A 13,702-nucleotide genomic window follows, 5' to 3' on the forward strand; every position below is an offset into this window, starting at 1 on the left:
GGTCATACGGGGCCTATGGCTGGACGAATTCCACGTGTTTTCATCAATGACTTGCTGGCTCGCACCGACATCATCGATCTGATCGATGCGCGTGTGAAGCTTAAAAAGCAGGGCAAGAACTACCATGCGTGCTGTCCGTTCCATAACGAAAAAACCCCCTCTTTCACCGTAAACGGTGAAAAACAGTTTTACCACTGCTTCGGTTGCGGGGCGCACGGCAACGTGCTGGATTTTTTAATGAACTACGACAAGCTCGAGTTTGTCGAAAGCGTTGAAGAACTGGCCGCCATGCACAACCTTGAGGTGCCGTACGAAGCGGGTAGCGGGCCAAGCCAGATTGAGCGCCATCAGCGGCAAAGTCTTTATCAGTTGATGGACGGCCTGAACGCCTTTTATCAACAATCCCTGGCGCAACACAATGCAGAACCCGCTCGTCAGTATCTGGCACAGCGTGGTTTAAGCGCCGAAGTCATCAAGCACTTTGCCATCGGTTTCGCGCCTCCCGGCTGGGATAACGCGCTGAAACGCTTTGGTGGCAATGCCGAAAACCGTCAGGCGCTGACGGATGCTGGCATGCTGGTGACCAACGACCAGGGACGCAGTTACGACCGCTTCCGCGAAAGGGTAATGTTCCCCATCCGCGACAAGCGAGGCCGGGTAATAGGTTTTGGTGGCCGCGTGCTGGGCGATGCCCTGCCAAAGTACCTGAACTCCCCGGAAACCGATATTTTCCATAAGGGTCGCCAGCTGTATGGCCTTTATGAAGCCCAGCAGAGCCAGCCTGAACCGGCACGCCTGCTGGTGGTCGAAGGTTATATGGATGTGGTTGCCCTGGCGCAGTACGGTATTTCTTACGCCGTTGCCTCACTGGGTACCTCCACCACCGCCGACCATATCCAGCTGCTGTTCCGCGCAACGGATAACGTCGTCTGCTGTTATGACGGCGATCGCGCTGGGCGAGACGCCGCATGGCGCGCGCTGGAAACTGCACTACCTTATATGACGGATGGCCGTCAGCTGCGCTTTATGTTCCTGCCGGACGGTGAAGACCCGGACACGCTGGTACGTAAAGAAGGAAAAGAAGCCTTTGAAGCGCGCATGGAGAAAGCCCTGCCGCTGTCGACGTTTCTTTTTAACAGCCTGATGCCGCAGGTTGATTTGACCTCACCGGATGGCCGGGCGCGACTGAGCACCCTGGCATTACCGCTGATTAGTCAGGTACCTGGTGAAACATTGCGCATTTATCTGCGCCAGGAGCTGGGCAATAAGCTCGGCATTCTGGACGACAGCCAGCTTGAAAAGCTGATGCCGAAAGCCGCCGAAAGCGGTACGCCGCGCCCGGCGCCACAGCTAAAACGCACAACCATGCGTATACTGATAGGACTTCTGGTGCAAAACCCAGAGCTGGCGCCCACGGTTCCGCCGTTAAACGGTCTGGAGCAGGCGAAATTGCCGGGGCTGAAATTATTCAGCAGGCTGGTCGAAACCTGTCTGGCCCAGCCCGGACTGACAACAGGGCAGCTTTTAGAGCTGTATCGCGGCACAGAAGATGCGGCGACCCTTGAAAAACTGTCGGCGTGGGACGATATAGCAGATAAGGACATTGCAGAAAAAACCTTCACCGACGCGCTGGACCATATGTTTGATTCAGTGCTGGAGCTAAGGCTAACGGAATTGATTGCACGTTCCCGGACCGAGGGGCTAACCCCGGCGGAGCGTGAGGAAGTCCGCGTGATCAATGAGTCACGCGCGAAAAAGTAAATACTCGCGGCTTAACTGCCGAACATTGATCGGGTCAAACCCGAACGCCGCAAGGATGGGCTGCGGCAATAAAACAAATCAGCCCTCGTTACGTTATTGTTGGCGGCAACGCCTACCGACACCTCCCCAAACGACTTAAGTGTGGATACCGTCTTATGGAGCAAAACCCGCAGTCACAGCTGAAACTTCTTGTCCAACGTGGTAAGGAGCAAGGCTATCTGACCTATGCTGAGGTCAATGACCATCTGCCGGAAGATATCGTCGACTCCGATCAGATCGAAGACATCATCCAAATGATCAATGACATGGGCATTCAGGTGATGGAAGAAGCACCTGACGCCGATGACCTGTTGCTTGCTGAAAACTCAAACAACACAGACGAAGACGCGGAAGAAGCTGCCGCTCAGGTGCTGTCCAGCGTGGAATCAGAAATCGGGCGTACCACTGACCCGGTGCGCATGTACATGCGCGAAATGGGTACCGTCGAGCTGTTAACCCGTGAGGGTGAAATCGATATCGCTAAGCGTATCGAAGACGGTATCAACCAGGTGCAGTGCTCCGTTGCCGAGTACCCGGAAGCGATCACCTATCTGCTTGAGCAGTACGATCGTGTTGAAGCCGAGCAGGTACGCCTGACCGATCTGATCACCGGTTTCGTTGATCCAAATGCAGAAGAAGATCTCGCCCCAACCGCCACGCACATTGGTTCCGAGCTGACCAGCGAAGAAAACAGTGATGATGACGAAGAAGACGATGACGACGACGATGCGGATGATGACAACAGCATCGATCCAGAATTAGCACGTGAAAAATTCGGCGATCTGCGTACGCAGTACGAAAAAACTCGCGACACGATCAAAGCGAAAGGCCGTGCTCACGCCGACTCCGCTGCTGAGATCCTGCAGCTGTCCGAAGTGTTCAAACAGTTCCGCCTGGTGCCGAAGCAGTTCGACTACCTGGTAAACAGCATGCGCGTCATGATGGACCGCGTTCGCACACAAGAACGTCTGATCATGAAGCTGTGCGTTGAACAGTGCAAAATGCCGAAGAAAAACTTCATCACGCTGTTCACCGGCAACGAAACCAGCGAAACCTGGTTCAATGCTGCAATCGCAATGAACAAGCCGTGGTCTGAAAAACTGCGTGACGTGTCTGACGACGTGCACCGCAGCCTGCAGAAGCTGCAGCAGATTGAAGAAGAGACCGGCCTGACCATCGAACAGGTTAAAGATATCAACCGTCGTATGTCCATCGGTGAAGCGAAAGCCCGCCGTGCGAAGAAAGAGATGGTTGAAGCAAACTTACGTCTGGTTATTTCTATCGCCAAGAAATACACCAACCGTGGCCTGCAGTTCCTTGACCTGATTCAGGAAGGCAACATCGGCCTGATGAAAGCCGTTGATAAGTTTGAATATCGCCGTGGCTATAAGTTCTCAACTTATGCGACCTGGTGGATCCGACAGGCTATCACCCGCTCCATCGCCGACCAGGCGCGTACCATCCGTATTCCGGTGCATATGATTGAGACCATCAACAAGCTCAACCGTATCTCGCGCCAGATGCTGCAGGAGATGGGCCGTGAGCCAACGCCGGAAGAGCTGGCTGAACGCATGCTGATGCCGGAAGACAAAATCCGCAAGGTGCTGAAAATTGCCAAAGAGCCTATCTCCATGGAAACGCCAATCGGCGACGATGAAGATTCGCATCTGGGTGATTTCATCGAGGATACCACCCTCGAGCTGCCGCTGGATTCCGCAACTTCAGAAAGCCTGCGCTCTGCCACCCATGACGTTCTGGCTGGCCTGACCGCGCGTGAAGCGAAGGTTCTGCGTATGCGTTTCGGTATCGACATGAATACCGACCACACGCTGGAAGAAGTGGGCAAGCAGTTCGACGTGACCCGCGAGCGTATCCGTCAGATCGAAGCGAAGGCCCTACGCAAACTGCGCCACCCTAGCCGCTCTGAAGTGCTGCGCAGCTTCCTGGACGATTAATCTCTTCGTTCTCCTGAAAGCCCTCCCTGCGAGGGCTTTTTTATGCCTGTAAGTTGCCCTACCTGCCCCGTGCCATCAACGACTGTTCCAGCTCGCTGTATGACTCCACAAGCTTATCCAGCGTCGCCCGGTTCAGCCCGCTGGGATTCGGCAATATCCAGACCTCGGTATCGCCAATGGTAATCTCCTGCCTACCCCACTTTGCGCCGCGCTGGCTGAACGCCTGTTCGAACGCCTGCTTGCCCAGCACGGCCAGCGTCATAGGCTGGTAGTCCAGCATCTTGTTAATCAACTCACGCCCGCCTGCACGCAGCTCATGCAGCCCCACCTCGGTGGCCTGCACCGTTGGGCGCTCCACCAGCATGGTAATGCCGCAGCGCGTATCCAGCAGATGCTCCTCCTCTTCAGGCTTAAGCTGCCTGTCGGTAAAACCCGCGAGATGAATCACCTTCCAGAAGCGATTTCCAGGATGCGCAAAGTGAAACCCTGTGTGCGCAGAAGACTTGCCAGGATTGATGCCGCAGAACACCACCCGCAGCCCCGGCTGTAGAATATCGCTAATCATGCCATTTCCCGTCGTTATAGATGATGAAGTAAGTATAAGAGATTGATTAGGCATTGTTTATAAAATCAGCATACGTCACGCAATCACTGGATTGCCGACCGCAGTTCCATTATAATCCAGCGCCACGGCCCCTTAGCTCAGTGGTTAGAGCAGGCGACTCATAATCGCTTGGTCGCTGGTTCAAGTCCAGCAGGGGCCACCAGACAAAAAAAGGAGTCAGATGAGAAATCATCTGACTCCTTTTTCGTTTCTGGGAATGGGGTGAAAAAGGCATTGCTTCCCTGCGCTCCTCTTCTCGTAGCCATCCGGGTGTAATGGGAGCTAAGACGTAAGCAGAGCCATACAGACGATAAATTAGTTGTACCTTTGAGGGGATTTGTCGGTTCGCTACTTGCTGACTATTATCGTCTGCTGGGTGCCAGAAGCGGATATTTATTAATCAGCGTGCGTTAATCGATATGAGCGGGTTAAATACAAACTAATTTACGTATCTCACCAGCGAAAATTACTTTATGGCATGCTGCTGGCTGTAAATATAGCTTTCAATTGCCATCCATTCCGTCAATCTTTTGAGGAGTACGAGGATAGCATCAGGCAACTCGTAAGCAAAATCCTGATGATGCTCCTCCACAGTTAACAGAGAGTGGTTATCTGCATGATTAACGCCAGAATAATGCCTGGTTGCCAGCGCCATAAGCTGGTAATACTCTTTGCGCAAAACCCTCGGAATGTTATCAGACACAATGTGGCATAAACACTCGTTGTAAACGCGCTCATGCCTTTTCTGAATATCCGCATCCTTTGCCAGTATCAGAAGTGCCTTCTCCAGCTTATGTTGTACGAAAACCATTTTTTCCATTTAATGACTTCCTCAGGGCGCTATACGCTGTGATCAAATTTCTTATAGAGTCCAGTTAGATTAGTGACCGAAAATTTTCGATAAATATTGCGTCGATGATGGCTGACGGTTTTGCCTGTCAGATCCAGATAACGCGTAATCTCTTTATTCTTTTTCCCTGAGACAATATAGGGTAGCAGTATCGCTTCCATTCTTGTCAAATGCTGTTCTTTTTCCAGGTGATGCCAGCGAATGTTTTTAAAGATCGTCACCTGTTGATCTTCCAGTGTAAAATGCACAAGGCAGGCGCTTAATTTTCGCACAGCATTTTTACAATCTATGGTGCAATCTGCAATGGTATTAATAAGTATGTTTTCAATGGTGCTTTCGTAGCAGGCATCCCGAGTAATTAAAATAAAGTAGCTATTTTCATAACGATTCTTAATTTCCAGCAGCGCATTAAGCACCTTGATGTCAGATTGACCATAATCCACCACCAGAGCTTTTGCATGCGAAAAATCTTCGCGGGAAATTTTTTTAAGATCTTCTACATAAACAACTTTTCTGAAAGAAGGTTTTTCAATCATCAGGTTATCCACCAGCATCGAAAACCCCTGTTTGAAATATCTACAGGATGTCAAAACAATAATCATCTTCCTTAACCCTATCATCGCTGTGGATACAAGCATCATCTTAGAGAATGTGTCGGTTTTCAATTAGTACTTTTCCGCATAATTATAAGAATACTCCTAAGCGGGTAGAGGCGATTCGTGCTCTACATCACAAAAAAACAATATTTAAAGCAGCATTACTCTGAAATTACATAGAGATATAACACCTGTTAGGATTTTTCTTACATACAGGAGACCATTCTGACTATTCCCGCCATATTTTTTTGTTAAGCTGAAAATGTAATGAAGGATTAACAAGTGTGATTTTTTATTTGCATCAGCGAAATAAAAGTCGTTGCACAAATAGAGGGATATTATTATGAACAATACATTTCGTCTGACTCAAGTAGCTGCGAGTATAAGCCTGGTAGTTGGTAGTAGTTTGATGCTATCACCCGCTTTTGCGAACAGCTGCACCACCTATTCCGCCGGAACCTGCGGACTCACAGAATTTGATATGACCTCCCCGCTGGTACCAAAACCACGGGCATGGTATTTAACCGAGCCATCCCAGGACGCGGCAATAAACAGCACAGCAAAAGCGCAAAACATCTACTTTGCCAGCGGCACCGCTTCGCGTAACGCTAATGATGTGCAACAGCTGCTGGTGGATGGTGCGAAACTGAGCGGCTATTACATTAACGCCAGTAAAAACGGTTCGGCCAATATTTCGCTGGCAAACAATGCGGAAGTGGACTGGATCGAAGCGGGGGGAGCCACAACAAATACCCGTATCAGTGTTGATCATTCAACCCTTAATGGCGCCAACGGAACGGTGGATTACGATCAAAAGACCACCCTTCCCTCTTCAAAAAAATATGCCAACGGGTACGCTATTTATCTCTCTCCTACCGACACAGGTAATACCGAGATTGATATAAAAAATGGCAGCGCAATTAACGGCAGAATTATGGCCGGTGGCGCGGGTACGCATGATATTAGCGTGCAGGATAGCCAGATTCAGGCAGGCAGTATTTTGCTTACCTACACCAGTAATAACAACAGTATCAACCTGGAAAACAGTAGCGTCGATACTCGAGGCGCCCTCGCAGCAACGGCTAATGCGCTTGAAATCAGTGGATTCCCAGCACCGGATAAAACCCAGGCTATCAACGTTGATAACAGCCAGCTAACGGGTTCGGTGGCTATCGCCAGTTCGGGCAGCACCAACAGCATTTCCCTTCACAACTCGAGCGTTAACAAAACTACCGAGGCCGACGGCAATGCCCTCAGCATGAAGAACGGTAAAATGACCCAGCTGACTGTAGATAACAGCCAGGTTAGCGGGCATGCGTCGCTTTCGGGCTCCGCCAGCATTACAGCTACCCTCAACGACGCGCAGCTCAACGGCGACCTGATCGCCAACAAGGCCGCGGAGATTGCGCTGAATATTACCCGCTCGGTGATGGAAGGTAACATTGATGCCTATACCGGCAGCGGTACAGTCGCCCTTCATCTGACCGACAGCCAGCTTCACGGAGACGTTAACCTCAACGGCGATAAGATCACGGCTTCAGACGTCTGGCTGGATAACACCGAGGTAACGGGCCACCTGTACGGCAGCGGCGAGGCAAGTACGCTTCACCTGAATACCCCAACCTTTGGCGGTTCCCAGTTCAGCAACTTTAGCGCCCTGGCAATCACCGGCGACACAGTGCTGAGCGACGGATTCACCGACGCTAACGTCGGGCAGGCATTGTCCGTTAAAGGCAATACGGTGACTGCGCCGGTTCAGCTCAGCAGTGGGAAATTAACCTTCAGTGAGACCAAACTGATTGCCGATACGCTGGCACTGAGCAGTGGCGCATCGCTGGCGTTAACCGATCATAGCCAGCTGCAGACCCGTTCCAGCGAGCTGTTCAACGCCGCGGCATCGTCCACCCTGCCGGAGGGGTATAACGACACCGGCTCTCGAATCGACTTTAAAGAAAGTACCCTGATCCTGACCGACGACGCCTACGAGCTGGAGTATGTAAAAGCCGTAAATAATCTGCTCGGCACAGACAATGGCAACACACTGGTGATGCTTGGCACGTTGCAAAATGCCGAAAGTGCGGCAGGTACCGCAACCGTAACGGATGCCGCCACCACCGGCGCGGTACTGGCTAACACCCAGGTCACAGCCAACAGAAACCAGCTTATTGTGGGCAGCGCGGAAGATGGAATTTCTGCTGACGCTATCTCTGTGCGCAAAGGATTTGGCGCCTCTCAGCTACGGTTAGAGGGTGAAGGTAAGCCGTCGGTGAGCCTGATCGGGGGTGAAACGCTGACTCTGACCGGAGCCGCTGGCACGCTTATTGACGTTGCCGGATCGTCTGATACGCCGGTTGCCGTGGCAATCGAGAACGGTACGCTGAATCTGGGCATTGCTTCGATGCCTGACGTGACCGGTCACCTTACCGGTACGCTGACCGTCGCCCCGCAAGGGACAGTGAACATTGTTGCGGGTGAACACACCATCAGTTCCGGTAGCACTGCCGCAGGCATCGTCAGCAGCGGGCAGATGTCGGTACAACAGGGAGCCACGCTGCATACCGACATGACGTTACAAGATCAGGCGCAGCTGACCGTTAATGGCACGCTGCTGGCAGGCCAGCTCGCAGCCGGTGAAGCGGCGCAGATTGTCGTCGGCGATTCCACTTCGGCGGGAACGCTGCTGGCTGAACGTCTGGATCTGCAGGGTGCCCGTCTGTTTATCGACCCGGCCTGGACGGAGGGTGGCACGCTCGCCGACGCCTCTCGAGTGGCGAGCGGGGGGGCGGAGATCAATGGCCGCATCACCGTGGGCCAAAACGCCCTGCTGGCACTGGGTGACAACAATACGGCCAGCGCCGAAGCCCGATTCGCCGATAGCGGTTTAAGCTGGGGTGAGAACGGTATTACGGCAGCCGTCGCCATCCAGGCACCACAATACCTTAGTGCTATGCAGGGCGGGCTGCGCGTCGATGGTTCCCTGACGGGCAGCGCGGGCAACTACGACGCGACCTATAATAACGTCGATTTTGCCGACCACTCCCTGCTGATGGTAAGCAGCAAGGATATGCGCGACGGACAGGCGGCGCTCAATGCGACCGAGGGTACGCTAAATGTGGCGAACCAGGCTGTACTGTACGTGGCGGACGCCAAAGCGAACCAGAACTACACCCTCGCGAAAGGCTTTAGTGACGTGACCATCGCGGGCAACGGCTGGAATCAAGAGAACCTGCAACTGAACAAATTACTGACTGCCACAACTCAGGCAGTCGATGGTGAGGTGCGGGTCACCACCCAGGCACGTTCCGCGCAGGATGTCTTGCCCGGCATCGTGACCCCACATGCTCTCGATGCGCTTATTGTCAGCGGGGAAAACGACCGTTCCGCCCAGCAGGCTGGTAAGCGTTATTTGTCAGTCGCCATCGACACTCCGCAGATTGGGGTTGAGCAGGTGGTCAACACCGTTAACAGCGCCGCGCAAATAGCCACTGCGGGTGGGGTGCAGCATAATACCTGGGCGGCGGGCAACGCGGCGGTGGATGCGGTACTTGAGCATAACGCCATTTCCAGCACGGACCTGACCCATCCAACAGCGGATGCTGGCGTCTGGGTTAACGTGCTCTACGGCAACCCGCGCAGCAGCGATCTCCATGCCGGCAATCAGCGTTACGGCCAGAGTTCTGACTTCTATGGCCTGCTGCTGGGAGTAGATAAAACCTGGGAGAGCGACTTCGGAACAATGCGCAGCGGCGTCGCATTCCATGCCGGAAACGGCGACAGCGACTCGCGCGGCGATTTCAACGCGACCCACAACGACTTTAGCTTCTGGGGCATGTCGCTCTATCAGAACTGGCAGCGGGCTAACTGGAATGTCACCGGCGATGTCAGCCTGACGCAAACCAGCAACGACCTGACGCAGAAACAGCAGGGCTGGATCGAGGCGGGTGACAAACTGCGCGCCAACGTTGACGGCATGCTCTTCAGTGCAGGGCTGCGCGGCGAGTATCTGATTGATACCGGTGTTGTCGACATTATTCCCCACGCGGGCGTTCGATTTAACCAGCTGACGACCAAGGACTTTGATACTAAAAACAACCAGAATGATGCGCTGTTCCGTACCGATAAAGGTACGCAAAACATCTGGCAATTCCCGGTGGGGGTGAAGCTGGCGAAAACCTTCGCGCTGGACTCTGGTTGGGATCTACGTGTCCATACGGATGCCTCCGTAGTCACCGTGACCGGCGACCGTGACAGCGAAAATCGTCTGCACACGGTGGGCATTCGTAGCAGCGATATCATTTCCGCAGAAGTTATGGATGAAACCGCCTTCAATGGCCAACTGGGAGTAAAAGTGAAGAAAGGTAATATGAGCTACGGCGTTGGTTACAACGTCAGCGCTTCACAGCACGATACCGACCAGATCGTGAGCGCCACCTGGTCTCTCGCTTTCTAAGTCACTTCAGCCGCATACCTTCGGGTATGCGGCTTTCATCTCCTCTGCCCCAGGCTATTTTTAACCGACCTCAACGTCCCGTCCGCAAACATCACTCGGTATTATTTATCCAGTTTTAGAAGCCCCTTAATATCCCATAAATATCATTGCCATCATTTAGTTGATGATGATTTCTCATCGCTTCACAAATGAGCCTTATTGATTAGTCGTCTGCATTTCCTGGTTTTATGGTGGCTGCGTTTTTCATTCACTAGCCCACAAAAGGAAATGCATTATGTCTTCAAATATCGATGTAACATTTAACGCAAAATGGAAAGACGCAGGGGAATGGTCCGGCGCGCTTGATATTGAAATGGTGAATAACACCGGCTCCACCCTGGTCAATCCAAAAATCAAAATCCAGCTTGGGCAATACTTCACCGCCTCCGAGAATACCGGTTATGACTTTATTCAGGAAGGCGATATCCTGACCGGCCATCTGCAGGCTTATATGGCGAACGTCGAGAATGGCGCAAAGGTTAAGTTCGCCGTCGGAGCCAGCTTCCCTAACGGCGGCAATCAGTCTAAATTGCCCGTCGCCTACTGGGTTGACGGCATGAGTGCCATTAACGGTGACGACAACCCAGACGTCACCGCGCCGAGCGCTCCGCAGAACCTCAAGTCTCTTAGCGTAACCGCCAGCTCCGCCACTTTAGCCTGGGACGCCGCCAGCGATGATGTGGGCGTCGACCATTATGTCGTGCATTATCAGGCATCCGGCGAGCTGAAAAAAAACCAGACCGCGGCAGGCACCAGCGCCACGCTCGCTAATCTGCAGGCCGCAACTGCCTATACCGTTTCGGTCACGGCGGTGGATGCAGCGGGTAATACCTCCGAACCTTCTTCGTCTATCACCGTTACAACGGACGAAGCCGTTATCGATGTCGTGGCGCCAAGCGTTCCCGCTGATTTAGCCGCCAGCACCATTACTGATAGCTCAATTGCCCTCTCCTGGAGCGCATCAACGGATAACGTTGCCGTGACCGGTTACAAGGTGAAATACACCCCGGCGGGCGGCGTGAGCAAAACGGTGAACGTGACCGGAACGGCATGTTTGCTGAGCGACCTTGCTTCAGAGACAGAATACAGCTGCTGCGTAGCGGCCTTCGATGCCAGCAACAATCTGTCGGCCTACTCCGCAGCCGTGGTGGCAAAGACGCTGGCTCCTGTCGTCACCTCGCTGACTTTTGCCCCTTATGTTGACGTGACCATCAACGCTGACTGGTCGACCAATCCTCCGGGCATCAATACCAGTTATGTGAATGAAGCGCTTGCTCTGGGCGTGAAAAGCTTCCATCTGGCTTTCCTCGTGCAGGACAGCGCCACTAAAGCACTGGTGTGGGGCAACTCTTATTTCCCTTATAACGCGATTAAACCGATTTGCGACAGCATCCATGCTGCTGGCGCAGAGGCTATCGTTGCCTTTGGTGGCGCAAACGGCATCGACCCTTCGGTTTCACGCACCCAGGCTGAAATGACCAAAATCTATCTCGATCTGAATAAGGATTATGGTATCCGGCATATCGATTTCGATTTCGAAACCGCAGGTTGTTACAACTATCACGTCGCCTTCCCAGCGGCGCTGGAAGCGATAAAGCAGAACCCGGAACTGTGGTTTAGCCTGACGCTGCCGGTCATGCCTACGGGCTTAACCGCGGAAGGCATTGCGATGATCACCTATGCCAGCCAGATTGGCCTGCCGCTGAACGTGCAGATCATGGCAATGGATTACGGCCAGGCGGGAATTGAGATGGGCGATGCGGCCATCAGCGCTATTGAAGGTACAAAAAACAATCTCGCAAACGTCTATCCGGGTAAATCTGCGGCCGACCTGTACAAGCTGATCGGCGTTATTCCAATGATTGGTCAGAACGACGTGGCCGGCGAAATGTTCACCTTCCCGGACGCAACAAAGGTCGCAAAATATGCGAATCAGAAAGGGCTAAACCTTATCTCCATGTGGTCCCTGACGCGTGATTTCCCGAGCACGGGCGATCTGACTACCAGCAGCATGAACCCGGCACAAACGAAAAACTACGAATACACAACGACTATTCTGGACGCGCTTAAATAAGCTGCAGCCGATCGTCAGATAAAAAAAGACCCGCAGATGTTAATGCGGGTCTTTATTATTTCAACCCTATTAAGCCCAGGCGAAATTGCGCGTTTACGCGCTCCCCGCGCCAGCCCCTGCCGCATCCAGCCTTTCGCGGCGAATGCCGGTTAACACCCCTTCCTCACTTTGTTATTCTCAGCCGTCCGAAACGCTTAAAAATAAACAATAAGGAATGCCCGTGAACCCCGAAAGCGAGATGTTTAAAAAAGAGATTGAATGGTCGTGCCGTCATATGGTTCGCACGCTGAAGCAGGTTGAGTCGCTTCCCGACCTGAGCCACGTGCGCCTTGCCTGCAACATGCATCTCGATCTGAAGATGATCCCGCTGGTGGAAGGGCTGTTAAAAAAGAATGCGAAGATATTCCTGACTACCTGCAACCCGACTACCGTGCAGGATGAAGTTGTCGCCTACCTGGTCGAGGCTGGAGCCGAAGCCTGTGCGTGGCGCAACATGAGCGATGCCGACTGGCGGGACTCATGGGAAAAAGCCATCGCCTGGCGCCCGACCCACCTTTGTGAAATGGGGGCGGACATCACCACCCTGCTGCACCAGCGCGGCGACTTTGGCGACGTCGTTGCCTGCCTCGAAGCAACCGGCTCCGGCGTGAATCGCCTGGCGGATCTGCGCCCCGGCTACCCTATTTTCAACTGGGACGATCTGCCGGTGAAAGAGGGTCTTCACAACCGTCACATGGTCGGGCTGACTGCCTGGCAGACCTTCTTCCAGACGACCCACCTGACGCTGCATGAAAAGCGAGTGCTGGTGATTGGCTATGGCCTGGTAGGCCAGGGCGTTGCGGCGGCGGCAAAAGCCTACGGCGGGCAGGTCATGGTTGCCGAGCTCGACCCGGCTCGTCGCTTACAGGCGGCCTACGATAGCTGGCACGTAGTTGATATTCATGAGGTCATCGAGGCGGCAGATGTTATCGCGACCGCGACCGGCGCGAAAAAAGTCGTGAGTGCCGCAGTGCTGGATAAGGCGAAAGACGGCGTGTTTATCCTCAACGTAGGGCACGTCGCCGAAGAGATCGACTGTGGCTACCTGCACCCTTTCCCTAATGAGGAGGTGATGCCTTACGTCAACGCCTACCGGCTGAACGGCAAAACCATCTACCTGATGGCAAATGGCTCAATGCTGAACCTGACCGCCGGCTTCGGCGACAGCCTGAACGCCTTTGACGTTACGCTGGCCGTGATGGCGAGCGGGATTAAACACATTGTGACCGCAGGCCAGGACGCTGAAAAAGCAGTATACCTGCTGCCGCAGGCCGTCTGGGAAAAGGCGCTTTAGT

The 13,702-nt window shown here is 53.4% G+C and carries 8 protein-coding genes and 1 tRNA gene; 6 read left to right on the forward strand and 3 right to left on the reverse strand.

The window, feature by feature from the left end:
* Nucleotides 1–15 precede the first annotated feature (15 nt).
* Nucleotides 16–1,761 carry a DNA primase gene (gene dnaG / locus AAE045_RS01885; RefSeq protein WP_455546235.1) on the forward strand — a complete coding sequence of 582 codons (1,746 nt, stop codon included), beginning with the start codon at nt 16–18 and terminating at the stop codon, nt 1,759–1,761.
* Nucleotides 1,762–1,916: 155 nt separating this feature from the next.
* On the forward strand, nt 1,917–3,755 hold the full coding sequence (gene rpoD, locus AAE045_RS01890; protein ID WP_455546236.1) for an RNA polymerase sigma factor RpoD: 1,839 nt from the start codon (nt 1,917–1,919) through the stop codon (nt 3,753–3,755).
* Nucleotides 3,756–3,813: 58 nt separating this feature from the next.
* On the opposite strand, the gene mug is transcribed toward rpoD, so the two are convergent.
* Nucleotides 3,814–4,320, reverse strand: coding sequence for a G/U mismatch-specific DNA glycosylase (gene mug / locus AAE045_RS01895; protein ID WP_455546237.1), 507 nt, complete (start codon nt 4,318–4,320; stop codon nt 3,814–3,816).
* Nucleotides 4,321–4,446: 126 nt separating this feature from the next.
* On the opposite strand from mug, the gene AAE045_RS01900 reads away from it, so the two are divergent.
* A tRNA-Ile gene (locus AAE045_RS01900) sits at nt 4,447–4,522 on the forward strand.
* Between the two features lie 303 nt (nt 4,523–4,825).
* On the opposite strand, the gene AAE045_RS01905 is transcribed toward AAE045_RS01900, so the two are convergent.
* Complete coding sequence (locus AAE045_RS01905; protein ID WP_455546238.1) at nt 4,826–5,179, reverse strand: hypothetical protein; 354 nt, start codon at nt 5,177–5,179, stop codon at nt 4,826–4,828.
* Between the two features lie 20 nt (nt 5,180–5,199).
* Complete coding sequence (locus AAE045_RS01910) at nt 5,200–5,763, reverse strand: helix-turn-helix domain-containing protein (protein WP_455546239.1); 564 nt, start codon at nt 5,761–5,763, stop codon at nt 5,200–5,202.
* A 523-nt stretch (nt 5,764–6,286) separates the two neighbouring features.
* On the opposite strand from AAE045_RS01910, the gene AAE045_RS01915 reads away from it, so the two are divergent.
* From AAE045_RS01915 to AAE045_RS01925, 3 genes are all read left to right on the forward strand, one after another.
* Nucleotides 6,287–10,255, forward strand: coding sequence for an autotransporter outer membrane beta-barrel domain-containing protein (locus AAE045_RS01915; protein ID WP_455546240.1), 3,969 nt, complete (start codon nt 6,287–6,289; stop codon nt 10,253–10,255).
* Between the two features lie 274 nt (nt 10,256–10,529).
* Complete coding sequence (locus tag AAE045_RS01920) at nt 10,530–12,368, forward strand: fibronectin type III domain-containing protein (RefSeq protein ID WP_455546241.1); 1,839 nt, start codon at nt 10,530–10,532, stop codon at nt 12,366–12,368.
* 238 nt (nt 12,369–12,606) lie between these two features.
* Complete coding sequence (locus tag AAE045_RS01925; RefSeq protein ID WP_455546575.1) at nt 12,607–13,701, forward strand: adenosylhomocysteinase; 1,095 nt, start codon at nt 12,607–12,609, stop codon at nt 13,699–13,701.
* Nucleotide 13,702: the final 1 nt, after the last annotated feature.

Source organism: Dryocola clanedunensis (assembly GCF_038405435.1).
Classification (GTDB): Bacteria; Pseudomonadota; Gammaproteobacteria; order Enterobacterales; family Enterobacteriaceae; genus Dryocola; species Dryocola clanedunensis_A.